This window comes from Streptomyces sp. NEAU-174 (assembly GCF_052665095.1).
This window is the reverse complement of the sequence record NZ_JBQTCE010000011.1, coordinates 362490-387089: the sequence shown is the minus strand read 5'-3', so window position 1 is coordinate 387089 and position 24600 is coordinate 362490. Positions and strand designations below refer to the sequence as shown.

The window sequence follows — 24600 nt, the reverse complement described above, 5'->3', positions numbered from 1 at the left end:
GCTGAACGATACGGCTCACAGGGCGGCGGAGAGCGCTTCGAGCAGTGCGGTGTTCGCGCGCCGGTCGCCGATGGTGATACGACAGGTGTCCGGGACCACCCGCCCGGTGTCGGCGACGACGATGCCTGCGCCCCGGAGCTGGTCCATCACGCGCTCGTGCTTGTGCAGTCGGACGAAGAGGAAGTTGGTCTCCGAGGGGAACACCCGGGCCACCGCGGGATGCCCGGTCAGCGCGGCGGCCATCCGGTCACGCTCGGCGCGGATGCGGCGGATGCCCGCGACCACCCGCCGCACATCGGTCAGCCGGTCCCGCACGGCGTGCTGGGAGGCGTTGGTGAACCCGAAGGGCACCTGCACCCGGCGCAGCGCTTCGATGATGCCGGGCTGGGCCAGGGCGATTCCGCAGCGCGCGCCGGCGAGTCCCCATGCCTTGGAGAGCGTTCTGAGCACGATGAGGTTGTCGTGCCGGGCGATCAGCCGGGCGTACGAGGGCTGCTCGCTGAACTCGACATAGGCTTCGTCGATCACCACCAGCCCACGGCCGCGCACCACCAGCTCGTGGACCTGTTCCGGGTCGAGCCTCGTCCCGGCGGGGTTGTTGGGGTCGCACAGGATGGTCACCCGTGGATCGGCGGCCAGGATGCGCTCGGTGTCGAGCCGGGACAGGTCGTCGCCGTGCAGCGGCACCTCGACGACGGGCAGGCGCAGGAGGTGGGCGAAGTGGCCGTAGAGCGGGAAGGTGGGCGGCGTGACGCAGACGCGCTCGCCGGGTGACGCCAGCGCCGCCAGGAGCAGCATGACGCCGTCCACCGAGCCACTGCTGAACAGCAGGTGGTCCGCGCTGAGCGCGGCCACGCCCTCGTGGCCGGGCAAGGTCGCGATCGTGGCCAGGTAGGTGTCGGCCAGCTCCGTCGTGTCGAGGTGGGGGTACTCTCCCGCGGCGCCCAGGAACGGATTGGTGTTGCTGGACAGGTCGATCGTGTCGAACCGCGGCACCTGGCGGAAGCGGGCCGGGCCGGGGACCGGCACCCCCGTGACGGGGGGAGCCGCGTACTCCGACAGCGGGTGTTCCGCTGCCGCCTCCGGGGAGGCGAGGCCGGGGGCGCGCAGCCAGTGGTCGAGGGGCACGAACAGATCGGCTCCGAGGCGGCGCATACGCGGGATGTCCCCCCGGCCGAGGTGGACCCACTCCAGGCCGGAGCGCCGGGCGTGGAGGTACAGCCGGTACATGGACGCGGCGAAGAGGTCGTCCCGTGCGGCGGGGTCGTCGTGGTCAATGGCCTGTGCGAGGGAGTAGATCCCGCGGCCGTTGTGGGACGTGGTGAGGAGCCCCGCCTGGACCACGGCACCCTGTTCGCGGTGTATGAGCATCTCGGTACGTTTTGCCAGCGGGCCGTGGGCCAGGGCGTCGAGGGCTTCGGCGTTGTACAGGTTGTCGTGGCCGCCGTGGCGTTCGGCCTGACGCCGGTGGAGCGTGACGAAGGCGTCTCGCGCCCAGGGGCTTCCGTCGAGCTCGCTCAGCGGGATCCGCTCCCAGGTCACCTCGGCGGAGATCTCGCGGTCGCGGCGGCGGAGGTCGTCGAGTCGCTCGGCGCCGACGCGGGTGCGCAGGACCTCGTCCACCTCCCCGGTCAGCCGGACGACACACTCGCTCTCGGTGGCGATCGGAACGAGCCCTGCCGCCCGCAGCGCGCCGGTGTCGTCGCAGCGGCGCACGTTGGGCACCAGGATCTGGGGCACGCCCAGTGTCTCGGCGCGGCGGACCAGTTCATCGAGGGCGTGGCGGGTGGGGGCGGGGCTGGTCGGGTGGTACGGGGACCCGCCGCCCACGAGGGTGGGGCGCTCGAGCACCGTGGTGTCCAGGGCGGCGAACGCGCCCGTGCCCTGGTCCAGCCGGGCCAAGGCGCACACCGGGTCCGGGGACCCGAGGGCGGCGGACAGCACCTGCTGAAGCGCGTCGATATCTGCGGACCTGCGCATGCTCGTTCTCCACTCCTCGTGGTCACTGGGGTGTTCCGGCTCCGTGCGCGTCCAGGTACGCGTCGACGCGGTCGCGGTACTCCTCGTACAGGTCGGCCACGGTGCGGGCGATACCGGCCCGCCAGCCGATGGCGCAGTCGCCGATCAGGCCACGGCGGATGTCGTGGTCGAAGATGGCCGTTTCCCGGCTGTGGTCGCCGCGGTCCAGCCGCAGCGGCACTCCGGTGAGCGCGGACAGGTACTCCAGCAGATCGGTGAAGCCGACCTCCTCGTCCCCGCCCCAGTTCACGACCCGCGCGGGCGTCCGCGCCACGTCCCACAGCAGCGGCACCTGGCGCACGACGTCATCGGTGTGCAGCAGATTGCAGTAGTTCTGGCCCTCGCGGGGCACCGCGCAGGGCTGCCCCTTGCGCATCTGGTTGAACAGGATCATGGGCACGCCGCCGTGGCCGTACGGGCCGTAGGCGATGTTGAGGCGGGCGATGACCGTCGGCAGCCCGAGTGTCTCGGCCAGGCCGCGTGCCACCCCTTCGGCGGTGATCTTGGCGACGGGGTAGGTCGGCAGCCATGGCGCGGCCCCGCCCAGCGGATCGCTCTCCCGGTAGCGATGGGTCCGGTCGGCGCGGTTGTAGACGACACCGGACGAGACGTACAGGAACGACTCGGCGGCGGAGCAGTGGGTCATCAGCCGTGCGGTGCCGACCGCGTTGACGCGCGCGGTGTCCTCGAAGTCCTTGCCGTCGCCCCGGTGCACCGCGGAGTGCAGCACATGGGTGAAGTCGCGCGGCAGGCCCTCCAGGTCGTCGGTGGCCATGTCCCAGACGGCGGTGTGGGCGCCCGCTTCCTCCAGCGCCTCGCGGGCGCGTGGATCGCCGAACCGGCCCAGGCACCACACCTCGTTGCCGACGGCGAGCGCTTCGGCGACGGGCCTCGCGACCTGCCCGGTCCCCCCGGTGATGAGTATCTTCTTGCCTTGCATGTCGCCTTGCATGATCGGCGGCTCCTGGTGGTGTCAGCGGTTGCCTTCGCCGGTCCTCAGCCGAGCGCCCGGGCCAGTTCGTGCCGCAGGGTCGCCTGGAAGGTGTGCACATGCTGCGGGCTCATCAGGGTGTAGTGCTCCCCGTCGACCTCGATATAGGTGTTGGTGTCCCGGGTGAACTCGTCCCAGTGGCTGAGCTGGTGGTCCAGCCACTCCTCCTTGGTGCCGCGCAGCGGAGTGCAGTAGAAGACCTTCACCCGCCCGACCGAACCCGACGGTTCGTAGGTACGGCCCAGGTGCACCATGCTCTGTGCGAGGTGCACCCAGTCGGCGAACCGTTCGAGGGTGAGGTCGAGTTCGGTCAGCCGGCGCTTCGGGGCGTGGTCGATCAGATGGGCCAGCTGATCGGCCTCGGGCAGCGGCCGGAGGGTGGCGGTCAGCCGCTCGATGTCGGTGGGATCGATGAGTTCGAGGAACAGCGCCAGATTGATCGCGCCATCGGTGAAGGTGATCTCGTTCATGCGGTCGGAGATCCGCGGTGGCAGGTTGAAGACGCCCACGAAGTCGACCTTGTCGCCGTCGGCTTCCAGCCGCTTGGCGATCTCGAATGCCACCGCCCCGCCGTAGGAGTACCCCGCGACGGCGTAGGGGCCGCTGGGCTGCGCCCGCCGGATGGCCTCGACGTAGGTGGACACCATGTCGTCGAACGACCCGAAGTGGGTCTCCCCCTGCCCGAATCCCCGGGCCCGCAGCGCGTAGAACGGCCGCTCGCCGGTGAAGTACTTGGCGAGATTGACGAATACCAGCACCTCCCCCAGACCGGGGTGGACGCAGAAGAGCGGCGTCCCGTCGCCGGTGATCTGGAGCGGCACCAGCGGATCGTAGGTGGCGTCCCCGCCGGCGCCCTGCCCGGCGGTCAGGCGGCCGCCCAGCGCTCGTACGGTCGGGGCCTGGAGGAGCGTGGACATCGGCACGTCCTCGATGCCGAACGCGGCCTGGATCTCCAGCTTCAGCCGCAGTACGTCCAGCGAGGTACCGCCCAGGTCGAAGAAACTGGCGGTGGCCGACACCGCCCTGGTGTCCAGGACGCGGGCGTAGATCTCGGCCAGTGCGGTCTCCACCTCGCCCTCCGGCGCCACATGGCCGCCGAGGAACCGGGTGCTGATCTCGTCCGACCGGCGGGCGGCCTCGTCCAGAGCTCCGTTCTCGACGGCCGCGCGCAGCCGTGACCGCTGGATCTTGCCGAGGTTGCCACGGGGGAGCTCGTCCTCGGCGACGGGGAGGATCAACTGGGGGCGGAACCCCCAGTGCATCACCGTGGAGCTGCGGATCGCCACGATGGCCCGGTACACCGCGGTCTCGTCGGCGGGGTCGCCCGCCGGGACGAACGCGATGGCGAGCTGTTCGGTGTCGGCGCCCTCGGGCCGTATCGGGAACGCGGCGACATGGCCGCGCTTCACCCCGTCCAGCTCGTCCAGCACCGCTTCCAGGTCGTGGCTGTGGTAGTTGACACCGCTGACGATGATGGAGTCCTTGGTGCGGCCGACCAGCGTCAACCGGCCGTCGGAGCCGAGGTGGCCCAGGTCTCCGGTGCGGAACCAGCCGTCGGCGGTGAACGCCTGCGCGGTGGCCCGCTCATCGCCGAAGTAGCCGCCCGCGACCATCGGGCCGTGCAGCTGCACCTCCCCCGGCTCGGCCGCTACGGGCCGGTCGGTGGAGGCCAGCACCGTACCATCGTCGTCGGTGATGCGAATCCGCAGACCACGCACCGGGCGGCCCAGCGGCGGGAACTCCGTCTCCAGGTCGCGGATGGCGAAGTCGCGGTTGAACACGCTGCCCGCGCAGGTCTCGGTCATCCCGAACGCGGGCACGACCACATCCCCGCGCAACCCGTAGGGCGCGAGCGTGTCCAGGAACGCCCGTACGGTGGCGGTCACGGTGGCCTCACCGCCGGAGATGATGTGCCGCACCTGTGACAGGTCCACCTCCTGCCGCGATACCGGCCGCCCGGCGAGTGCCTGGTTGATCTGCCCGAAGAGGAAGTTGGGGGTGAACGTCACTCTCACCCGATGGGCCGTGAGCAGCCTGAGGAACTCCACGGGGTCCGCCAGCACGGTGGCCGGCACCGTCATGACCTGGGCGGCGCCGTTGAACATCGGCAGCAGATGCGCCTCGATCGCGGCGATGTGATCGACCGAGATCCAGTTCAACGAGGTGTCGTCGGGCCCGAGTTCCAGTGCCCCCGCCTTGCCGGCCTGCGCCGCCAGCAGATTGGCGTGAGTGAGCATGACCGCCTTGCTCGATCCGGTGGATCCGGAGGTGAGCATCAGCAGGACGAGATCGTCCGGCGCGGGCACATGGAGCTGATCGGGCTCGGCCGCGGCATGGCTCAGCTCCTCGACCGTCACGGACCGCAGCCCGACATCGGGCAGCTCTCCATGAGCCGTCTTGGACACGATCACCAACGGATCGCCCAGAAGCGTGCGCAGATGCTCCAGTTGGGCACGCCACCGGGAAGGGTCGGCCGGCGGCGCCACCGGGCACGGCACGGCACCGGTGAGTACGCATCCCCAGAAGGCGCGGAAGAAGATCTCCGGATCACTGGCCGCGATGAGCACCCGGTCGCCGGGGGCGGTGCCGCGCTCCCGCAGCCCTTGCGCGATGCGGCAGGCGCACTCCCGCAGCTCGGCGTAGGAGAGGAACGGGCCGCCGATGAACGCGATGCCTTGAGTCGTGTCGTGGGCCGCGCGCTCGAGCAGCTGCGGAAGTGTCGAAACATGACGTTGATCCGGCATGGGGGAAGTCCTCCGATCAGAAGGGACGGAAAACCATGGCGAGCGGAGCTGGGGGCGCGCCGCCGCGCTCGGGAAGGGCACCAGGGCCGGGCTCTGGCATCGGCGTCGGCGGTGGTGCGCATCGTGGGGGCGCGGCTGGACGCGGCTGGGGCGGGCGGGGCTCGGCGCCCGCGGCACATGTGATCGAGGTGACGCGACGGTGTCGGCGGGTCCGGGCCAGGGCGTCCCGGGCCGTCGGCCCGGTCGGACCGGCCGTCAGATCAGGTGGATCCGACCTCGTTGAATCGCACGATGTCCTCGATCGTCTTCCGCAGTTTCAGCTCATCCGGGTCGGAGACGACGGCCTGTCCCACACGGCCGTACGGCCCGACCGGCGCATCGGGCGATGAGTCGTAGACGATCTCATCGAAAAGGAAGTTCCGCTCGAAGTCGCTCTGGGTCACATCGCACCCGTTGGAGCGGCGCAGCAGAATGTATCCGTGGAAGCGCTCCGGCGTGCGCCGGTCGCCCAGGGCCCGAGACGCCCCCTCCCCCAGCGCCAGACTGATTTCGACGTCAAAGAGGTCGACGCCGTATGTCAGCTGATTGACTTGAGGGGACAGCGCCCCGGGTAAGCGGATGGCGCACTCGCCGAAGGTCAGCCCTTCTTCCGTCGTGAACGCTTCCATATGGAATACGCAATCGGGCGCGTTCAGGCTGGTGAGCGCCTGCCCGGCGAGCGTCTCCATCTCGTCGAACAAGACGGAATGCCGCCTCCGGTCCAGGACATACGCGGACAGGACGCCGCCCTGTACGGCCCTGAGCGGTGAGGTGTGATAGCCGCTCATGGACGACCATTGCAGGTCTCCCTTTTCCCAGACGCCGTCGAGATAGACCTCCGGAGCGTCCACGAAGGACTCGGCGACGATCTCGACATCCGACTGGCCGGTGAAGGGCGTCAGGGCCTGTGCGTACTCCTCCGGGGTGCGGACGATGTTCGTACGGAGAGCACCGGCCCCGGTCGCCGGCTTGACCACGAAGACCTCTCCCAGGTCGTCGGCGAGCTCCGTGAACGATGTGCCCACGGGCACATGGCGGCAGCGCGCTCGCCTGACCTGGGGCGGCAGCATGCTCTTCTGGAGGTACTTGTCCCGGAAGTGGAGAGCCGTCCTGGAATCGGCATTCCCGGGAAGGTTCAGCTGCTGCCGTAAGTAGGTTGCCCCGAATACGCCCATTTCATGGACGCTCAGCACCCCGGCCACATCGTCAATGTCCGCGGACAGCACTGCTCGGAAGATTTCCTGGGCGTTCTCCATGTCGGCGACCCAGGTGAATCTCCGACTCCGCGGCGGGCTCGCCGGCGCCTGGACAATATAGTGAGGATCAATGCCGCGGCGCTGTAGTGCCTGATCGAGATCGCCTCTGTACCCGATAACAATCATCGTCGGCATTCTCGCCTCCCCGTTACGGCTGGCCAAAACTTGAAGAAGTTATTTGCCGCACCGAGGCATCGTTTCACATGGATACGAAAATGTGATCCATTGAGGATGTGCTTGTGACGCAAGTCACAAGCCAAGCAATGAGCACGAATGGAATTGCTCATTCCATTCGTGCTCATGGAGTCTATTCGCCATTCCGGTCATGCCTCGTATAGCACTACATGGAGAAATCCACACCACCGGAACCGGGCAGTGCGCCACGGGCCGGCCAGGTCGCCTCCTGCCTGGGTGCGACGCACCCAGGCAACCCCTCCGCGCAGGTGCCAACGCGCTGGCCGACGCCCTCTACTCGCCGTTCCACCCCGCGGACAACCTGGCGCGCATGGCGTTCGCGGACCCCGCGGGGCGCACCTTCTACCAGGGCTGGGACCGGGCGGCCCAGGCCACTGTGGGGAATCTGCGCCAAGCGGCGGGCTACGAGCCGGACAACCCGCGCCTGCGCGGGCTCGTGGACACCCTCACCGAGGACAGCGCGGACTTCGCGCGCCTGTGGGAAAGCCACACCGTGCGCAGCCGGTCAGTCGGCGTGCTCAGTCACGCGCGAGCAGTTCGAGCGTGTCGATGACACGGTTCGAGAAGCCCCACTCGTTGTCGTACCAGGCCACCACCTTGATGTGCTTGCCGTCCACACGGGTGAGGGCGGCGTCGAAGATGGACGACGCCGGCCGGCGGGTGATGTCGCTGGAGACAAGCGGCTCGTCGGAGTAGTCGAGGATGCCCTTGAGCTTGCCGTCGGCGGCGGCGCGGTAGGCCGCGAGCACCTCGTCACGGCTGACCTCCCGGGAGACCGCGGTGTTCAGCTCCACGATCGAGCCCACCGGCACCGGTACGCGGATCGAGTCGCCCGACAGCTTGCCGTCGAGGTTCGGCAGCACCAGACCGATGGCCTTGGCGGCCCCGGTGGTGGTGGGCACGATGTTCACCCCGGCGGCGCGGGCGCGGCGCAGGTCGCGGTGGGGGCCGTCCTGGAGGTTCTGCTCCTGGGTGTATGCGTGCACCGTGGTCATGAAGCCGTGCTCGATACCGGCCAGGTCGTCCAGTACGGCCGCCAGCGGGGCCAGCGCGTTCGTGGTGCACGAGGCGTTCGAGACGATCACGTGCTCGGCGGGGTCGTAGGCATCGGTGTTCACGCCGTAGGCCAGCGTGACATCGGCACCGGCGGAGGGGGCGCTCACCAGCACGCGCCGGGCACCGGCACGGATGTGCGCGCGGGCGGCGTCCGCCGCGGTGAAGCGGCCGGTGGACTCCAGCACGATGTCGACGCCGAGTTCGGCCCACGGCAGGTCGGCGGGCTCGCGCTCGGCGAGCACCTTGACGCGGCGGCCGTCGACGACGAGGTCGGTCCCGTCGACCTCGACGGAGCGGCCGAGTGGACCGAGCGCGCTGTCGTACTTGAGCAGATGGGCGAGGGACTCGGGGGCGGTGAGGTCGTTGACGGCGACCACCTCGAGCTCGCTGTCCCGCTCGAGCAGGGCACGGAGGGTGTTGCGTCCGATGCGGCCGAATCCATTGATGGCGATGCGGGTCATGGAGATTCCTTTCGTTTCCGCCCCCATCGTCGGCATCCGCATCCCCGGCCGACAGCGGCATGAACGCCACCACACGCAAGGATCTCGCCACAGCCATTCACGCCCTTCACCCGAACGGCGCCCGGGGGTCTCAGGAGGGGGTCTCAGGCCGAGAAGGTGTGGCGGTACTCCGTCGGGGAGGTGCCGAGAATGCGGTGGAAGTGCAGCCGCAGATTGGCGCCGGTGCCGAGCCCGACCCGGTCGGCGATCTGCTCCACACTCAGATCGGTGCGTTCGAGCAGTTCACGCGCCAGGTCCACACGCGCCCGGAGCACCCACTGCATCGGTGTGTAGCCGGTGTCCTCCACGAACCGCCGGGAGAAGGTGCGCGCGGACACCCGCGCGTTGCGGGCGAGCGCTTCGAGGGTCAGCGGCTCGGCGAGGTGCGCCAGGGCCCACTCCCGCGTGCTCGCGAACAGGTCGCCGAGCGGCTCGGGCACGCTCCGCGGCACGTACTGCGCCTGTCCCCCGCTGCGGTACGGCGCCGCCACCAGCCGTCGCGCCACATGGTTGGAGAGCCCGACGCCGTGGTCGCGCCGCACCAGGTGCAGACAGAGGTCGATACCGGATGCCGCGCCCGCCGAGGTGAGCACGTCGCCCTCGTCCACGAACAGCACGTTCTCGTCCACCCGCACGAGCGGATGCCGCTCGGCGAGAGCCTTGGTGTAGTGCCAGTGGGTCGTCGCCCGCTTGCCGTCGAGCAGGCCCGTGGCCGCCAGCGCGAACGCCCCGGTGGAGATGGCCGCGAGCCGGGTGCCACGTTCGTGGGCGGCCATGAGCGCGCCGACGACCGCCGCCGGTGGTTCCGTGGTCGCCGGCTCCCGGTAGCCGGGGATGAAGATGGTGTCGGCGTGCTCGAACGCCTCGAGGCCCTCGGCCACGTGGTACGAGAGTCCTTCGCCACCGGTCACCGGCCCGGGCGCGGCACCGCACACCCGCAGCTCGTAGGGCATGCTCGGCCGGTTGGAGAACACCTGCGCGGGGATGCCGACGTCGAGTGGCTTCGCACCGTCGAGCACGAGCACGACGACGTGGTGGTTCTTCCGGCTCATCGGGCTCCTTCGGCTTCCCGCGATCGAACGGGGCCCGCACGCACCCGTGACCTCGATGACGACTACCGCGAGCATCCTGCCACTGGCTGCCAGGACGTCCAGCCACCCAGCACCCAGCTGAGGTCGTGTTCGGTGTGTTCCCGCGACCGGGCGCTGAGCTGGTCGCTGATCCACATCTTGGTGGGCCGCGGCACCCGCGGATGGGCGACAAGTGCTTCCAGATCCTGGCGCGTTGTCGCGTACGAGCGGCGGATCGCGCAGCTCACCAGGCCCAGGGCGTACCGCTCCGGAAAGACCACACGATCGGCGTCGTCCTCCGGGCCGGGCTCCTTGAGGTGCTCCCACAGTCTCCGGTACACGGCCGGGGAACCGTGGTCGAAGATGCTGTCCATCGCGCCGCGCAGGGACTTGGCGAGGTGGTTCTCCGCGGCGCGGCCCTGTTGCGCGGCCACGGCCGCGCCGATGACACGGATCAGCAGCTCGGCGGCGGGGGCCGCGCCGTGTGCGGCGCTGAGCCGCCGTACCAGCTGGCCGAGCCCGCTGATCAGTCCGGCGTCGGTCGGTGGGGCGAAGGCCAGGTCGAGGGCCGTGGTGAGGGCCGTGGGAGTGAGCGGGCCGGACTCGCAGGCGGCGTGGAGCAGCGCCTTGCGGGCGGCGTTCCGGGTGGCGGCCGACGCGTCGTCGAGAGGCGGGATGCCTCCCGCGGCGTCGAACACCAGCTCCGCAAGGAAGGTGTGTGCCGTGGTGTACTGGGCCGGTTCGCGCGCCGCGATGGTTCCCACCAGCCCGAGGAAGGCCGCCCGGGTCTTCTGGTCGGAGAAGGTGCCGTACCGGGGCAGGAGTTCGGTCAGACCGGGCGCGGGGAGGACACCGGCGGACACGGAGCACTCCCAGAGGGTGAGTGCCTGGCGCTGCCGCTTTCCGCTGTTGCCCTCGGCGATCTCGTCCGCGATCAGCCCGGTGAGGGCCGGGGCCGATGCCCGTAGCGCGGCCAGCACCCGCTCATGGGCGAGGGGTGGCAGCGGACCCGTGCCCTTCTTGGCCCGGCCGGTGGTGATGGCCTCCAGGAGCACGGTGTCGGCGTCCATGAGCGACAGGTTCACCAGCAGGGCGATGTGGCGCTCGGTGTGGAGCCCGGCGTCCGTGACCGCCCGGTGCAGGGACTGGCGGACGAGGCCGCGGGCGGCGGCCGGGGCGGTCGTCGCCTTCTCGATCCTGCTCACCGCGGTGGGGTGGCCGCCGAGCGCGGCCGGCAGGAGGAGCGTGGCCAGGCCGTCCCGGGACAGCCACAGCTCGGAGTCGGCGTCCCAGCCCGAGTGTTCCAGGACCTGCCGGACGCGGTGCGGGGGTACGTCCCGGTGGGCGAGGATCCGGCGGGCCACGAGCGCGAGCCGCTGCGAGGGCGTGACCGGCTGGTTCTCGGGGCAGGGCAGCGCCTTGAGCATGGCGGCGAGCCGGTGGACGAGGCGTTCCGCGGCGGCGCAGTCGACGCTGAGGAGCAGGGGGAAGACCATCCGGTGCTGGAGTGCGTGCGGCGCTCCCGGCCCGGTCATCGCCAGACAGCGGTCGAGGGTGGCCTCGATGGCCCAGTGGCCGGGCGGCAGAGTGGTCAGGACCGCTGTGGCGGCGATGAGTCCGGCGTTGCCCACGGTGTCGTGGTCATCCGCTTCGAGGAGCGCCACCGCGGTATCGAGGCGCCGTGTCCAGGGGTGGGTCGCGGTGGCGGGTCCGCCATCGAGGTCGTCGGCGGGGACCGGGTGGTCACCCGGGAGTCCGTGGTCATGGGTCCAGGAGGCGGCCAGCACCCTGGCCAGGGCCGTTTGGAAGAGCTCGAGGTCGTACGACTTCCGCGCGAGGCGCACACGCTGGAGACGCTCCTGGACGGCGGCGGCCCACTCCGCCGAGCCCAGTGTCTCCCAGTGCCGTGCCCATAGGGTCAGCACGCCGGATGCCAGCTCCGACAGCCCCCGGGTCAGGGCGAAGTCGAGCAGTTCCATGAGGCCCGTCCGCGCTGACGCCACGTCGATGTGTGACGTCAGCACGAGTAGCCGGGGCAGGACGTCGAGGCCCGCACCGGCCGTACGGCGCCCGGTCAGCTCCCGTACGCAGCCCCAGTCGGCGAGGGCGGCGTGGACCGCGAGCGCGTTCTGGGCGGCCAGCCGTTCCAGCGCCTCGAGCACGGCCTCCCGCAGGCTGGGCTCCTGCCGCTCCCACAGCCCGTGGAGCCGCGGCAGCAGGGCGTCGACGTCCGTGTCGCGCACGGTCGGTGCCAGCACCGCGTACCGTCGGGCCACACCGTGCGGCGCCGTCGCGAGCAGCGGCTCGACGGACACGCCCACGGCGGGGTTCCGCGCCGCGACGGCCACGGCGACGGTGTGCAGGATCATGGCGTCCTCGTGCGCCGCCATGCGGATCAGCGTCTCCCGCACCGGGCCGCGGTACCGTTCGGACCCCGCGGCGAGCATGAGCAGCTGTTCGAGGATCGCCCCGACGAAGAAGTCACGGGGATGGGACCCGATCCACTCGCACAGCGACAGCAGCGCCCGCGCCCCGGTGAGACGCAGCAGTCCGCGCGCGGCCGCGTACTCGAACATGGTCTGGTGGAAGAAGTGGACGCCGTCCGAGGCTCCCCTGCCCAGCACGCCCCGGTCGAGCAGCAGATCGAGGGAGGACCGGACGCGGGCGGGTTCGTACGGCCACGGGGGGCGGGGGCCGCCGTGCGGCGAGGTGAGCCGCTCGACCAGCTCCTCGCGTGGCAGCTCGGTACGGCCGGCCGACATCAGCACGACGGCTATCGCTCCGGTGATCGAGGAGAGGTCCTCCGGCGCCGTGGCGCTCTGGTTGCCGTGCCGGCGCCGGTCGGTGACGACCCGGTGGTCCCAGTAGCGGCGGTAGAGGCCGGTGGCGTCGATCTCCGCGCTGGGGAACGCCCCGTCGTCCCGGGCGAGTTCGAACAACAGCCGCAGCTGGAGGGGGCTTCTGCACACCTCGCGCACCGGCAGTCCGCGGGCCACGGGCTCCATCAGCCTCCGCACCCGCGCCGCGTCGTCCCGGGGGACGGCGTCGGGGCAGTAGAGCGCGGCGTGGCCACGGATGGCGTGCGGGATCTCGCCGTCGTCGTAGGGGCCCAGCGACATCCGGAGGAAGCCGGTGCGCAGCCGGTTCGCCTCCTCCGGCCGGGACGTCAGCACCAGGCGGACACCGGCGGCGGCGAGGTCCTCGCACAGATCGAGCAGCGTCATCTCGTGGTGGTCGTCGTGCAGCAGCAGATCGGCGGTGTCGAGGAGCACGACGGGTGTACGCCCCCGCGTCCGGGCGTGCGTGGCCCCGGACACGACGGTCGCGGGAGTCAGCATGGGTGTCGCGGAGGCGCCGCCCAAGGGGCGCAGCAGCCAGGCGGCGTTCACCAGGAAGACCTCGGCGTCCTCCAGAACGGTCAGGTCCCGGGCGAGGCCCCACAGCAGGCTGCTCTTGCCGTTCCCGGCGTCCCCGGTCACCAGGACCGCCTTCGGATCGTCGTCGTAGAGGGCCTCCACCACCCGCTCCTGGATGGCGCGCCGCACATACAGTCCGCCGCTGAGCTGCGGCGGGGAGCCGGTGCCGGCGTCCGGCCGCGGGGAGTCCACGAGGTCCAGGTCGTCGGAGAACCTCCTTGCCCAGCGGAGGAGTTGGCGGTGTGCGGCCGGTCCGGTGTCCGGTGGGGTTCCCGCCGCATCTGGGGGCCGGTGCGTCGGGCCTGCCGGGAACCCTTCCGGAACCGGGCCCGTGGGCACCACCGGCCCGGGTGTGGAGGCCGGCCCGGGTGTGACGACTGGGCCAGGTGTGGCGGCCGGCCCAGGTGTGACGGCTGGGCCGCAGCCGGGCGGCAGTTCGCGGAGGACGGAGAAGGCGAAGGCGGCGGCGTGGCGCGCCGCGCGGGACTGCCAGCCCTCGGCGTCCGCGTCGTACTTCTTCCCATCGGCCCGGTCGCTGATCCCGCGGACGATCAGGGCGGGTAACGCGGCGTTGAGATGGGCGGCCTGGGCCACGCCCGCGCCCTCCATCTCGATCGCGGCGGCGTCCTGGTAGTTCCGGCGCAGTTGCCGTCGCAGGGGCGAGTCCGCCGAGTTGAGGACGACCTCACCGGCGGCCACGGGCTTGAGGTGGACGGCCGGGCGGGCGGCACCGGGCGGGCGTTCCCGCAGCAGCTCGGTCCACCCACCGGACCTGCGGACCATGCGGGCCAGCTGGTCGAGTTCCTGACGCACCGGCCAGACCCTCGGGCGGGAGTGGAACTCGCCGTCCTCGTCCTTGCCGCCGTGGTACGCGTACACATGCGTGGCCATGACGACGTCCCCGAGCTGGATGTCGTCCTTGAGGGCTCCCGCCACCCCGACGAATGCCACGGCGCGCGGGCCGAACATGGTGATCGCCCGCTCGGTCAGCACGGCCGCTCCCTGGTTGCCGTCACCGAGCTCGGCAAGGGCCACCCGCCAGGGGGTGCCGTCGAGCCGGCCGACCTCGAACAGGGTGCCCGCCGGGTGGAGCCGCGGCCGAGGCTCGACCAGGTGCGCCCGGACCGCCTCGTACTCCACGTCCAGTGCTGTCAGCACGACGAGTGAGTCGCTGTGCTCCCCGGTGCTCTCCACGTCTCCCCCCCGGCCAACGGTCGACCCTTGTGCGGCCCGCGGGCGAAATGTTACCGTCCGCGATCTCCCGGGGCCGGGACCAGCGGGGGTACCGAACGCGCAGCGGATGTACGAGCCGCCGTGACCATCGGTGTCGCCGAGCGGCGCCGGATGCTTGGATGCGCGGTATGGACCTCCCCCACACAGGACTCCCCCACACAAGCCCTTCCGCCCCGAGGCCGATGCCGGTGCCTCCGTTCGACCCCGAGCTGAGCGTCACGCTGGAGTCCTTGGGCAACGGGCCGAGAGAGCCGGTCACTCCGGGGAATCTCGCGGCCCGGCAGGAGCGGGACGCCGCGACCCGGCCCAGGCCGACGGCCGATGACCTCCGGGCCGACGGCCGTTTCGAGGTGGCGGAGCTGTCCGTCCCGGGGCTGCGGGACGGGCCCGATGTCACGCTGGTGAGTGTGCGGCCCGCCGGGCGCGAAGGGCCGCTGCCGCTGCTGTACTACATGCACGGCGGCGCGATGATCATGGGCAACGCGTGGTCGGTGCTGCCGCGGATCCTTCGCGAGTGGGTCCTTCCGCTGGACATGGCCGTCATCTCGGTCGAGTACCGGCTGGCACCGGGGACGCGGTACCCCGGACCGCTGGAGGACTGCTACGCGGGGCTCCTCTGGGCCGCCGGGCACGCGGCCGAACTGGGCATCGACGCGGACCGCGTCATCGTCGGCGGGAAGAGCGCGGGCGGCGGCCTCGCCGCGGCCCTCGCCCTGCTGATCCGTGACCGCGGCGGCCCCGGCATCCTCGGGCAGCTCCTGCTGTGCCCGATGCTCGACGACCGCGGACACACATTCTCCAGCCACCAGATGTCGGGCCTCGGCATGTGGGATCTCATCTCCGGCGAAACCGCCTGGAAGGCGCTGCTGGGCGACCGCTACGGCACGGCGGACGTGCCAGCCTACGCGGCGCCTGCCCGCGGCACGGACCTCTCGGGTCTTCCTCCCGCTTTCATAGACGTCGGCTCGGCGGAGATGTTCCGCGACGAGGACGTGGCGTACGCGAACGGGATCTGGCAGGCCGGCGGCCAGGCCGAACTGCACGTATGGCCCGGCGCGTACCACGGCTTCGACGGCATGGCACCGCGGGCGGCCATCAGCAAGGACGCACGCGACGCCCGCACCCGCTGGCTCAGGCGCCTCCTCGCGCACTCCAGGAACACCAGTAGCACCGAGCCGAGGAAGCGGTAAGGCCCGCCGCGTGTGCCCCGGCCACCGGCCTCAGGCGGCCTTCGACCGCCGCTCGGACGACGCGGCTTTCGGCCGGGAGCCCGATTCCCGCGCCCCGCCGGGGATCAACCGCAGATGACGCCGCTCACCCGCGTGTCGTGGGGCCGAGGACGACCCCGACAGCCAGTCCTCGACACGGTCCATGACCAGCAGCATCAAAACCAGCGTGGGCAGCACTGAGACCGCTACAACGATCACGACGGGCCCCTTCCTCAGCAGGCGACCCCAGCCGGGTGCCCGCGGCAGCCCAGTGCGTCAACGGTGTTGTGTGGGGATGGTGTGAAGGTAAAGCGCGAGGCCGCCCGCATGGGCGCACCCGGGCCCGGGCCCCGAGGGGCAAATTCGGTGGACATCGCGTGCCCCAGCGGTGAAAGGTGACGCCATGAACCAGGAGGAGATCTGGGACATCGACGCCGCGCAGCGCTATGACACGCCCGGCACGGGCATGTTCGCGCCCGAGATCCTGAGGCCGACCGTGTACCGCCTGGCCGAGCTCGCAGGCGGCGGAGCGGCACTCGAGTTCGCCATCGGTACCGGCCGGGTGGCCGTCCCGCTCGCCGAACGAGGGGTCCCCGTCACCGGTATCGAGCTGTCGCGTCCGATGGTCCGGCAACTGCGCACCAAGGCCGACGAAGCGACGATCCCGGTGATCGTGGGCGACATGGCGACGTCCGTGGCTCCCGGGGAGTTCACGCTCGTCTATCTCGTCTACAACACCATCTCCAACCTGCTCACCCAGGCCGAACAGGTCGAGTGCTTCCGTAACGCCGCCCGCCACCTCAAGCCCGGTGGCAGGTTCGTGATCGAGCTCTGGGTACCCGAGCTGCGCAAGCTCCCGCCGGGCCAGACGGCCACCGTCTGGCAGGCCGAGCCCGGCTACATCGGGTTGGACACCTACGACGTACTGCGCCAGCACGTCGTCTCACACCACTTCCGGTTCGACGACACCCGGCAGGCCCGGCTGACCCGCAGCCCGCACCGCTACATCTGGCCGGCCGAGCTCGATCTGATGGCCCAGCTGGCGGACTTCGAATTGGAGAGCAGGCACGCGGACTGGTCCGGCGCCGAATTCACCGCCGAGTCGCGCTCCCACGTCTCCGTCTACCGAATCCCGCCGAACCGGTAGCCGCGCCGGGCGGTTACGACCGAGAGGAGGCATCTGCTGGACTGCTGAGATACGGGCCGCGGGCGCCGCGACCACCGGACAGCCGGAGTCCACCGGTGGCGAACGCACGCGGCCACGAGGGCACCGGGCCGCAATAGATGACGGACTCAGAGGTTGACCACGATCTTTCCGTGGACGTGGCGTCCGGCTTGCAGTCGTACGGCCTCGCGGATCTGCTCGATGGGGAAGGTCGCGGCGATCGGCACGGTGATTTCACCGGCGACTATGGCGTCGGTGATCCGCTTCAGGTCCTCGGGGCGCGCGTTCATGCCGCCGGTCGGGCGCACACCTCCGGGCGGGTTGGGTCCGGCGGCGACCGTGGAGATCCTTTCCGCCGGGACGCCGAGCGCGAGCGCCGCCTCGGCCGTCTCCGTGCCGAACAGGTCGGTCGCCGCGCTGACGCCGCCGGGGGCCACCCCGCGCACTTGGTCCTCCAGGCCGGGACCGTAGGTGACAGGTTCGGCGCCGAACTGCCGCAGGAAGCCGAAGGTGCCTTCGGAGGCGGTTCCGATCACTCGGGCACCGGCGAGCTTGGCGAGTTGGACGGCGAACACGCCGACACCGCCGGCGGCGCCCCCGATCAACACGGTGTCGCCGGCCTTCACCTCGGCCGCCGCGAGCGCCGCCGCGGCGGTCATGCCCGCCACCGCGAGCGTGCAGGCGACCTCGTCGCCGATCTCCGCCGGAGTGCGACGGAGCGTATCCGCTCCGGAGGGGTCGACCACCACGAAGTCGGCGGCGGCCCGGTCCGTCGCGGCTCCGTGGACGCGGTCGCCCACGGTGAAGTCGGCGACTCCTTGACCGACCTCGTCCACGGTGCCGGCGAAGTCGGTGCCGAAGCCGGACGGAAGCGTGATGCCGAACTGTTCCGCCACGTCCGGCATCGCGGTGAGGATCCAGTCCATGGGGTTGAGGCCGACGGCGCTCACACGTACGCGGACCTCCCCCGCTCCCGCGTGCGGCTCCGGGACCTCGCGCAGCTCCAGTACCTCGGGTCCTCCGAACGCCTCGTGCATTACGGCTCGGCTCATAGCGTGCCTCCACGGCCAGTGATGGGACTTGGTCTTATCACTCTACCCGGTGACGAGACCAAGTCCCGTAAGCTGTACTCATGGCCCGCTGGGAACCCAACGCATCGCGACGGCTCGCCGAAGCCGCCCTCGAACTGTTCACGGAGCGCGGTTACGAGAACACGACCGTGCTCGACATCGCGAAACGCGCAGGGCTCGCGAAGAGCACGTTCTTCCGCCACTTCCAGGACAAGCGGGAGGTGCTCTTCGGCGAGGACCCACTGACCGAGCACCTCACCACCGCGATCGCGACGGCGCACTCCGGGGCCGATCCGCTCGAAGCGGTGGTGTTCGGCTTCGACGCGCTCGGGCGGAACGTCTTCACGCCCGCCCACCGCGCGTTCGCCGTCCGCAGGCGAGCGGTGATCGACGCCCATCCCGACCTTCAGGAGCGCGAGGCGCTGAAGGGCATGAACCTCACCGCCTCGATCACCCGGGCCATAGCGCACCGTGGCGCACCCGCCCTCATGGCCCGGGTGACCGCGGAGCTGGCAACACTCGCCTTGAAGATCGCCTACGAGCGCTGGAGCGATCTGGACAACACCGATGAGTTCAGCGCCGTCGCCCGACAGGCCCTCGGTGAGGTACAGGCCGCCGTCCTGTCCACGCGGAAGACGACCTGACCGCTCGGGGTCATCGGGGCCTTCGCACACCGGTCCCGTGTCATCCGCCGTACCCACTTATTTGTGGGTACTTGGCACCGCCGCGCGGCCGGGCGAATCTGGTGGTGGGCGGCCGGAGGGCCGCCGGAACGGATGACACGGAGGTGGCGTTGCGTCAGGATGCCGACTGCGCCTCGGCCAGCTTCTCCAGGCGACGGTGTCCCCAATCGGACAGGGGGGCCAACGCCTGGGAGAGGTCGCGGCCGAACGGGGTGAGGGAGTACACGGTCTTCAGTGGCAGCACATCGTGGACTTCCCGGTGCACCAGCCCGTCCGTCTCCATCTCACGGAGCGCCTGAGTCAGAACCTTCTCGCTGAGCCCCGGCAACCACCGACGTAGCTCACCGGGGCGATACGGGCCGGACTCCAGCGCCCAGAGCAGGGCGGTCTTCCACTTGCCGTCGATCACGGAAATCGCGGCGGTCACTCCGCAGACATTGGTGTCCTGAGCACGGCTGCGTGTCATCTTCGCTCTATTTCCTTTGCGCTATGTACGCGTATATCCATATGGGGGTTGAGTCATGTCCATGTACTCCGAACAGTCTGCCGTCACCGTGCTCGGTCTGGGGCCGATGGGCCGTGCCCTGGCCGACGCGTTTCTGGACGCCGGGCTGCGGATCACGGTCTGGAACCGGACGCCGGGCAAGGACCGGGAGCTGATCGAGCGGGGCGCGATGAGCGCGTCCTCGGCGGAAGAGGCGGTCGCCGCGAGCGCGTTGACCGTGGTGTGTGTGGTGAACTACGACGCGTCGGACGCGATCCTGCGGCGGGACGCGGTCACCGAAGCGCTCAAGGGACGCACCGTGGTGAACCTGAGCGCGGACACCCCTGACCGGGCCCGGGACACCGCGGACTGGGCGGCCGGCCATGGCATCCGATACCTCGACGGTGCGATCATGACGCCGACCACCACGATGGGAACGTCTGCCTCGGTGTTCATCCACAGCGGCCCGGCGGAGCTCTACCAGGAGCACCGGCCCGTACTGGAGGCACTGGCCGGTACCCATACCCACCTCGGCGAGGAGATCGGCCGGGCGGCGGCGTACGACATCGCGCTGCTCGACATCTTCTGGACGGCGATGGCGGGCTATGCGCACGCCCTGGCGGTGGCGCGGGCGGAGGGGATCAGCGCCCGGGAGCTGGCGCCCTTCGCCAAGGGCATCGGCGCGATCCTTCCGCCGCTCTTCGAAGAGACCGCGGAGGAGCTGGACCGCGGCACCTTCTCCGGTGAGGGCAACCCGATGACCTCGGGCGCATCGACCATGGCCCATATCGTCCACACCTCCGAGGGGCACGGCATCGACGCGGGGTTGATGCGCGCGGCCGAGGGCATGACCCGCCGCACCATCGCGCTGGGCCATGGCACGGACGGGTTCATTCGCGTGGCCGAGGTGCTGGGCCGCCGCTGACGCCCGCGCGACCCCGGGGGCGTCATTCCGGCTTGCGGGCCATGAAGCTGGCCACCGTCCGCTTCACGCCTTCGCCGGGTGCTTGCACCAGCCGCGCGGTGACGGCGAACCCGGCCCGGTCCAGGAGCTCGGCGAGCCGGTCCGGTGGCAGCAGATGGGATGCGTACGACACGGGATGGCCGCCATACGCCCGCGTCGGGCGCAGCAACTCGTCGTCCCCCACGTAGCCGACCAGCAAAAGGTGTCCGCCGGGTGCCAGGGTGCGATGGAACTCGGCGTACACCACGGGCAGCAGCTCCGGTGGGGTGTGGTGGGTGGAGTAGAAGGCCAGGACGCCACCGAGCTCGTCGTTCCCGATCTCGAGCGCGGTCATCGACCCCACGGTGAACCGCAGGTCCGGATAGGCCTTTCGGGCCAGCTCGACCATCTTCGGCGACACGTCGATGCCGAACGCCGACACTCCCAGCCCGGCCAGGTGTGCCGTCACCTTGCCGGGCCCACACCCCAGGTCCGCCACCGGGCCGCGCCGGTCTGTCCGTACGAGCTCGGCGAACGCGGCCAGCATCCCGCGCGACAGCGGATCCAATTCGGCGGGGTTTTTGACGCGTTCGACGTAGGCGGCGGCGACGGTGTCGTAGGACTCCCGGACGGCGGCGAGGTAGGAAGGCTCAGTCACGTGGCGAATGTAGCCGGGAGCACCCACAGCAAGGCGATCTTGAACGTCTACGGCAACCCGCACCCCGGAACCCTGGACGACCTGGTCAGAGCGGTGCGGGACGCAATCCGGAACCATCACACCACCGCCCTGCTGATCGACGACATCACCCGGCTCCGGCTCCACCGCGAGGACGACCAGGACACCCTCGACCTGATCCGCGAACTGATGGACCTCAACGTCACCCTGATCCTGATCGGCGTGGACATCCCCGGCTCCGGCCTCCTGCGCGGCGCCTACGTCGACCAGCGCACCGGGCAGTGGGTCTTCCCCGACCACGGGCGAGGCGGGCGGCACCACGCCGCGGCCGGCACGCAGACCGGCCGCCGGTTCGACAAGGTCGATCTCGACCCGTTCGACTACTCCACCCCGCCCGGCATCACCGCCTTCCTCGACCACCTGGCCGGCATCGAGGACCAACTGCGGCTCCTTCGGTCCTTCGAAGGCATGCTGACCACCGGCGAGATGCCCGAGTACCTCTTCGGCCGCACCCGCGGCATCGTCGGCCTGCTGCGGAGGCTGATCGAGGACGGCTGCACCGAGGCGATCCTCACCGGCGAAGAACGCCTCACCCCGGAACTGCTCGCGAAGACCACGATCCACCTCGGCAACCTGGACGACCTCGACCCCGGGGCCGGCGAGGTCCCCGACATCCCGCAGAACACCGCCCCGCCCACGAAGCCCAAGCCCCGCCGCCGGCGCGGACGCAACACGGTCCTCGACGACCGCGGGAACAGGCCGGCCGCGGGTGACTGACGCGACCGCCGGGCTGCCGCCCTTCGGACTCAGCCTCGATCCGCTGCAGGGCGAGTCCCTGGCCGGCTTCGTCCTGCGTCTGGCCCACCGCCTGCACGTCTCACCCAACGAGCTCGCCCGGCAGACCGGCCTGACCGAACAGGACCGGCTCGGGCGGGCCCGGGCCTCGCTTTCGACGTGGTTGAGGCCAAGCGAGGTCAGCAGCTTCGCCCTCACCACCCGACTGGATCCCCGCGAAGTGCGCGCGATGACCCTGGAACCCTTCGCCTCCCGCTACCCGCCGGCGGCCCGCAGCATCGCCGACGTCCGGGCCGGGAGGGTCTACTCCATGCACACGGACCGATGGCTGTTCCCCACCACCGCCCGCTACTGCCCTCACTGCCTCGCCGGCGACGGCTCCGACATCCAGCACGCCCACGGCGGCCCCTGGCAGATCATCTGGCGCCTGTCCGTCGTCTTCGCCTGCCCGCTGCACAAGGTGTTCCTGGAACACCGCTGCCCCCACTGCCACAAGCCGATCAACTTCAGCAGCAGAACACAGCTGGTCCCCCGCCCCGCCGCCACCGGGGTCCACCCGGCCCACTGCCGGTCCTCACTGACCCAGGACGTCCCGACCACCCGGCCGGGCGCCCCCTGCGGGGCGCCACTCGCGCACGACCCACGGCACCACCAGCCCGGACCCGCCCTGCTCGAGCTCCAGCGCAAGATCCTCGGCCTGCTCGGCCCCGGCCGGCCCAAACGGCAAGCACAGCAGTACTTCACTGAACTCATCCTGCTCGCCGGACTCGTCATGATCAGCTGGCCGCGCATCCAGCCGGTCGGCACCACCCGCCCCGTCGCCGCCGCCGTCGACCGGCACCTCGCCATCCACGACGGAGTCGACTCCCGCCCCTACCGCTCCACCGCGGCACCCGTCGACGCGCTCGCCTGCGCCGCCCTCCTCCAGGTCACCGATCGCATCCTGACCGCCGACGACCTGCGCGAAGCACTCTCCCCGCTCGCACCCGAGGAGAACCGGACCCGCAGCGGAATCGCGCCCACACGGCACCTGATCTGGGACAACGTCTTCAAGAAACAGCGCAGCGCATGCTCCGAGCGCTTCCAACAGGCCGCCGACACGATCGTTCCCACCTTCAGACGCACCGGCAAAGGCGGACTCCGCCTCCCCTCCACCGGCGTTGGCCTGCAACCCGAACACATCCCTGCGTGCTTGCCCCACGACCTTGCCGAACGCCACCTCGGCTTCCTCTCGGACACCACGCCCAAGATGCGCCGACGCGCGGCCGCGGTCTTCCTCGTCCAGCGCGCACGCGGCGGCGGCCTGGACAAAGCCGCCCAGTTCCTCGGGATCAACCCCGAGAACAAGAGGCTCGGTTACACCCAGCTGCTGAACCGCCGCCTCCGCACCAGCGGCATGGCACGCGACTTCGAACAGGCCCTCGACGCCATCACCGCCGAACTCCTCGCCGGCCCGGTCATCGACTACCAACACCGACGCGAGGCCCTCGCCACCTGGACGCTGGAACCCGAGAACTGGCAGCACATGCTCACCCGGCTCCCGGACACCAGCCACCGAAAGCCCCTCAGCGACGACCGCCGGCGCCTGGCCGTCAGCTCCTACATCTGGACCCGCGTCACCGAAGGCGAGCCCGACTTCGCACCCTGCCCGCCACACATCGCCCCCGACCCCGCACTACGCGCCGTCTGGACCCGGGAGCGACACAACGTCTTTCACTGGCTCGGCACAACTGACCACCAGCCCTACTACGGCACCCTCAAGCCACTGCTCGAAGACCACGCCGAGCACCTGGCCAAGGCGGTCGACCGCACCGGGTCTTCCACTCTGCCTGTCCCCGCAGCCCGCAAGACGCTAGCGTCAAGTCCATGATCGTATGGCTCAACGGCACCCACGGCGCAGGCAAGACGACGACCAGCGCGCTCGTCCAGCAGCTGATCCCGGACTCCCGGGTATTCGACGCCGAGAAGGTCGGCGAGACACTCATGGACATCAAGCCAGGATTGCCCGCGACGGACAACTTCCAGCACTGGCCGCCATGGCGGCCCCTCGTGGTCGAAACCGCCCGACGCATCCTCGACTACACCGGCGGAACCTTGGTGATGCCCATGACCGTCCTGGTCGAGCAGTACTGGCGCGAGATCAGCTCGGGCCTTGCCCAGCACGATATTCCGGTCCGACACTTCGTCCTCCACGCCGACCAGGACACCCTCCGCGCGCGCATCGCGGGCGACACCGTTCTCGGCCCCAACTCCCCGTTCCGTCTCCAATACCTCGAGCCCTACGCCGAGGCGGCCCGCACGTGGCTGCACGCCGAGGCCGAGGTCGTGGACACCACGCACCTCACCCCCGCCCAGGCCGCCCAGCAGATCGCAGAGGCCGTCAAGAGTTGAGACCTTCCGGCGCCGCATCTCGCAGGTGACAACAAGACTGCCTATGTGACAAGTACCGCGCCTCGGCTCATCCGACGAAGGTCAGGGCTTCGCCTGTGGCCGCCGCTTACAGGTCGATCTCGATGTAGTCGATGTCGGTGAACTCCACCAGCAGGCCCTGGGCGCGGCGGCCGCGGTCCTTGAAGTAGATCTCCTGGAGGCCCTCGGCGGCGATGTCGCGGAGCCGCTGTTCGGCGGCGCCCTCTTCCTGGGCGTCGAAGAGGCGCGCGGCGTACTGCGGCGGCAGCGCCTGGGTGATGTGGCGCAGCCGGGCGTCATCGGTGGTGCCGGGGGCGGCGGTGAAGCCGAAGCGGGCGCGGGTGTCGAGGACGATGCCGCCGGTGGTGGCGGCCTGCTTCTTGGCCCTGGCACGCACCTGCGGCTGCCACCGCTTCCGCACCTCGCGTTCCATCCGGGTGGCGAGGGGTTTGCGGGGCCGCTTGAGCTGGTCCTTGACGTACCGCTCGACGGTGCGCTGGGAGATGCCGAGCAGATCGGCCACCGCCCGGGTGCCCTTGAGCTGTTTGACCAGATACCGCATCCGCGCACCGGCCGACTTGGGGATGGGACGCGTGAAGGCGCCCTCCACCGCCTTGTCCAGGCTCTCCGCTAGCTTGCCCATGGTCG

20 protein-coding genes are annotated in these 24600 nt (G+C 70.5%); 8 read left to right on the top strand and 12 right to left on the bottom strand.

Annotated features, from left to right (window positions below; genetic code table 11):
- Positions 1 to 15 precede the first annotated feature (15 nt).
- From ACT2CW_RS30640 to ACT2CW_RS30625, 4 genes are all read right to left on the bottom strand, one after another.
- Positions 16 to 1980, bottom strand: coding sequence for a pyridoxal phosphate-dependent aminotransferase (locus ACT2CW_RS30640; RefSeq protein ID WP_445518971.1), 1965 nt, complete (start codon positions 1978 to 1980; stop codon positions 16 to 18).
- Between the two features lie 22 nt (positions 1981 to 2002).
- Positions 2003 to 2959, bottom strand: coding sequence for an NAD-dependent epimerase/dehydratase family protein (locus tag ACT2CW_RS30635; protein WP_445519014.1), 957 nt, complete (start codon positions 2957 to 2959; stop codon positions 2003 to 2005).
- A gap of 56 nt (positions 2960 to 3015) precedes the next feature.
- A complete protein-coding gene (locus ACT2CW_RS30630) occupies positions 3016 to 5754 on the bottom strand; it encodes an alpha/beta fold hydrolase (RefSeq protein ID WP_445518970.1) in 2739 nt (912 codons plus the stop codon).
- 260 nt (positions 5755 to 6014) lie between these two features.
- Positions 6015 to 7184, bottom strand: coding sequence for an ATP-grasp domain-containing protein (locus ACT2CW_RS30625; RefSeq protein WP_445518969.1), 1170 nt, complete (start codon positions 7182 to 7184; stop codon positions 6015 to 6017).
- Positions 7185 to 7554: 370 nt separating this feature from the next.
- Here ACT2CW_RS30625 and ACT2CW_RS30620 point away from each other — a divergent pair, with 370 nt between their 5' ends.
- Positions 7555 to 7797 (top strand): MmyB family transcriptional regulator, encoded by a 243-nt coding sequence (locus ACT2CW_RS30620; protein WP_445518968.1) that lies wholly within the window; start codon positions 7555 to 7557, stop codon positions 7795 to 7797.
- On the opposite strand, the gene gap is transcribed toward ACT2CW_RS30620, so the two are convergent.
- From gap to ACT2CW_RS30605, 3 genes are all read right to left on the bottom strand, one after another.
- Positions 7763 to 8761 (bottom strand): type I glyceraldehyde-3-phosphate dehydrogenase, encoded by a 999-nt coding sequence (gap, locus tag ACT2CW_RS30615; protein ID WP_330806485.1) that lies wholly within the window; start codon positions 8759 to 8761, stop codon positions 7763 to 7765. The genes ACT2CW_RS30620 and gap overlap by 35 nt on opposite strands.
- A gap of 143 nt (positions 8762 to 8904) precedes the next feature.
- On the bottom strand, positions 8905 to 9852 hold the full coding sequence (locus ACT2CW_RS30610; RefSeq protein ID WP_138913069.1) for a GlxA family transcriptional regulator: 948 nt from the start codon (positions 9850 to 9852) through the stop codon (positions 8905 to 8907).
- A gap of 62 nt (positions 9853 to 9914) precedes the next feature.
- Positions 9915 to 14480, bottom strand: coding sequence for a phosphorylase family protein (locus ACT2CW_RS30605; RefSeq protein WP_445518967.1), 4566 nt, complete (start codon positions 14478 to 14480; stop codon positions 9915 to 9917).
- A gap of 221 nt (positions 14481 to 14701) precedes the next feature.
- Here ACT2CW_RS30605 and ACT2CW_RS30600 point away from each other — a divergent pair, with 221 nt between their 5' ends.
- Positions 14702 to 15709, top strand: coding sequence for an alpha/beta hydrolase (locus ACT2CW_RS30600; protein ID WP_445518966.1), 1008 nt, complete (start codon positions 14702 to 14704; stop codon positions 15707 to 15709).
- A 30-nt stretch (positions 15710 to 15739) separates the two neighbouring features.
- Here the strand turns inward: ACT2CW_RS30600 and ACT2CW_RS30595 are convergent, their stop codons facing one another.
- Positions 15740 to 15946 carry a hypothetical protein gene (locus ACT2CW_RS30595; RefSeq protein WP_445518965.1) on the bottom strand — a complete coding sequence of 69 codons (207 nt, stop codon included), beginning with the start codon at positions 15944 to 15946 and terminating at the stop codon, positions 15740 to 15742.
- A gap of 184 nt (positions 15947 to 16130) precedes the next feature.
- Here ACT2CW_RS30595 and ACT2CW_RS30590 point away from each other — a divergent pair, with 184 nt between their 5' ends.
- Entirely contained in the window at positions 16131 to 16874 is a 744-nt protein-coding gene (locus tag ACT2CW_RS30590) for a class I SAM-dependent methyltransferase (protein ID WP_445518964.1), read from the top strand.
- A gap of 146 nt (positions 16875 to 17020) precedes the next feature.
- On the opposite strand, the gene ACT2CW_RS30585 is transcribed toward ACT2CW_RS30590, so the two are convergent.
- Positions 17021 to 17944 (bottom strand): NADP-dependent oxidoreductase, encoded by a 924-nt coding sequence (locus ACT2CW_RS30585; RefSeq protein ID WP_445518963.1) that lies wholly within the window; start codon positions 17942 to 17944, stop codon positions 17021 to 17023.
- A gap of 80 nt (positions 17945 to 18024) precedes the next feature.
- Between ACT2CW_RS30585 and ACT2CW_RS30580 the strand changes: the two genes are divergently transcribed.
- Entirely contained in the window at positions 18025 to 18606 is a 582-nt protein-coding gene (locus tag ACT2CW_RS30580; protein WP_445518962.1) for a TetR/AcrR family transcriptional regulator, read from the top strand.
- 154 nt (positions 18607 to 18760) lie between these two features.
- Here ACT2CW_RS30580 and ACT2CW_RS30575 read toward each other — a convergent pair whose 3' ends face one another.
- Positions 18761 to 19111, bottom strand: coding sequence for a winged helix-turn-helix transcriptional regulator (locus ACT2CW_RS30575; protein WP_445518961.1), 351 nt, complete (start codon positions 19109 to 19111; stop codon positions 18761 to 18763).
- Between the two features lie 55 nt (positions 19112 to 19166).
- Between ACT2CW_RS30575 and ACT2CW_RS30570 the strand changes: the two genes are divergently transcribed.
- Entirely contained in the window at positions 19167 to 20054 is an 888-nt protein-coding gene (locus tag ACT2CW_RS30570; protein ID WP_445518960.1) for an NAD(P)-dependent oxidoreductase, read from the top strand.
- A gap of 22 nt (positions 20055 to 20076) precedes the next feature.
- On the opposite strand, the gene ACT2CW_RS30565 is transcribed toward ACT2CW_RS30570, so the two are convergent.
- Positions 20077 to 20730, bottom strand: a complete 654-nt coding sequence (locus ACT2CW_RS30565) for a class I SAM-dependent methyltransferase (protein WP_432045715.1) — start codon at positions 20728 to 20730, stop codon at positions 20077 to 20079.
- Here ACT2CW_RS30565 and ACT2CW_RS30560 point away from each other — a divergent pair, their 5' ends adjacent.
- From ACT2CW_RS30560 to ACT2CW_RS30550, 3 genes are read left to right on the top strand one after another with little or no spacing between them, the layout of a single operon-like run.
- Positions 20731 to 21525, top strand: coding sequence for a hypothetical protein (locus tag ACT2CW_RS30560; protein WP_445518959.1), 795 nt, complete (start codon positions 20731 to 20733; stop codon positions 21523 to 21525). It begins immediately after the preceding gene.
- Positions 21518 to 23413, top strand: a complete 1896-nt coding sequence (locus ACT2CW_RS30555) for a TniQ family protein (RefSeq protein WP_445518958.1) — start codon at positions 21518 to 21520, stop codon at positions 23411 to 23413. Before ACT2CW_RS30560 ends, ACT2CW_RS30555 begins: the two co-directional genes overlap by 8 nt.
- Positions 23410 to 23934 carry an AAA family ATPase gene (locus ACT2CW_RS30550; RefSeq protein ID WP_445518957.1) on the top strand — a complete coding sequence of 175 codons (525 nt, stop codon included), beginning with the start codon at positions 23410 to 23412 and terminating at the stop codon, positions 23932 to 23934. Before ACT2CW_RS30555 ends, ACT2CW_RS30550 begins: the two co-directional genes overlap by 4 nt.
- 106 nt (positions 23935 to 24040) lie before the next feature.
- Here the strand turns inward: ACT2CW_RS30550 and tpg are convergent, their stop codons facing one another.
- Positions 24041 to 24595, bottom strand: a complete 555-nt coding sequence (gene tpg / locus ACT2CW_RS30545; RefSeq protein WP_445518956.1) for a telomere-protecting terminal protein Tpg — start codon at positions 24593 to 24595, stop codon at positions 24041 to 24043.
- Between the last annotated feature and the right edge of the window lie 5 nt (positions 24596 to 24600).

Bases quoted from the DNA above. Each gene is read 5' to 3' on its own strand.
- ACT2CW_RS30640 (WP_445518971.1), bottom strand. From the start codon at position 1,980: ATGCGCAGGTCCGCAGATATCGACGCGCTTCAGCAGGTGCTGTCCGCC.
- ACT2CW_RS30635 (WP_445519014.1), bottom strand. From the start codon at position 2,959: ATGCAAGGCAAGAAGATACTCATCACCGGGGGGACCGGGCAGGTCGCG.
- ACT2CW_RS30630 (WP_445518970.1), bottom strand. From the start codon at position 5,754: ATGCCGGATCAACGTCATGTTTCGACACTTCCGCAGCTGCTCGAGCGC.
- ACT2CW_RS30625 (WP_445518969.1), bottom strand. From the start codon at position 7,184: ATGCCGACGATGATTGTTATCGGGTACAGAGGCGATCTCGATCAGGCA.
- ACT2CW_RS30620 (WP_445518968.1), top strand. From the start codon at position 7,555: ATGGCGTTCGCGGACCCCGCGGGGCGCACCTTCTACCAGGGCTGGGAC.
- gap (WP_330806485.1), bottom strand. From the start codon at position 8,761: ATGACCCGCATCGCCATCAATGGATTCGGCCGCATCGGACGCAACACC.
- ACT2CW_RS30610 (WP_138913069.1), bottom strand. From the start codon at position 9,852: ATGAGCCGGAAGAACCACCACGTCGTCGTGCTCGTGCTCGACGGTGCG.
- ACT2CW_RS30600 (WP_445518966.1), top strand. From the start codon at position 14,702: ATGCCGGTGCCTCCGTTCGACCCCGAGCTGAGCGTCACGCTGGAGTCC.
- ACT2CW_RS30590 (WP_445518964.1), top strand. From the start codon at position 16,131: ATGAACCAGGAGGAGATCTGGGACATCGACGCCGCGCAGCGCTATGAC.
- ACT2CW_RS30585 (WP_445518963.1), bottom strand. From the start codon at position 17,944: ATGAGCCGAGCCGTAATGCACGAGGCGTTCGGAGGACCCGAGGTACTG.
- ACT2CW_RS30580 (WP_445518962.1), top strand. From the start codon at position 18,025: ATGGCCCGCTGGGAACCCAACGCATCGCGACGGCTCGCCGAAGCCGCC.
- ACT2CW_RS30575 (WP_445518961.1), bottom strand. From the start codon at position 19,111: ATGACACGCAGCCGTGCTCAGGACACCAATGTCTGCGGAGTGACCGCC.
- ACT2CW_RS30570 (WP_445518960.1), top strand. From the start codon at position 19,167: ATGTCCATGTACTCCGAACAGTCTGCCGTCACCGTGCTCGGTCTGGGG.
- ACT2CW_RS30550 (WP_445518957.1), top strand. From the start codon at position 23,410: ATGATCGTATGGCTCAACGGCACCCACGGCGCAGGCAAGACGACGACC.
- tpg (WP_445518956.1), bottom strand. From the start codon at position 24,595: ATGGGCAAGCTAGCGGAGAGCCTGGACAAGGCGGTGGAGGGCGCCTTC.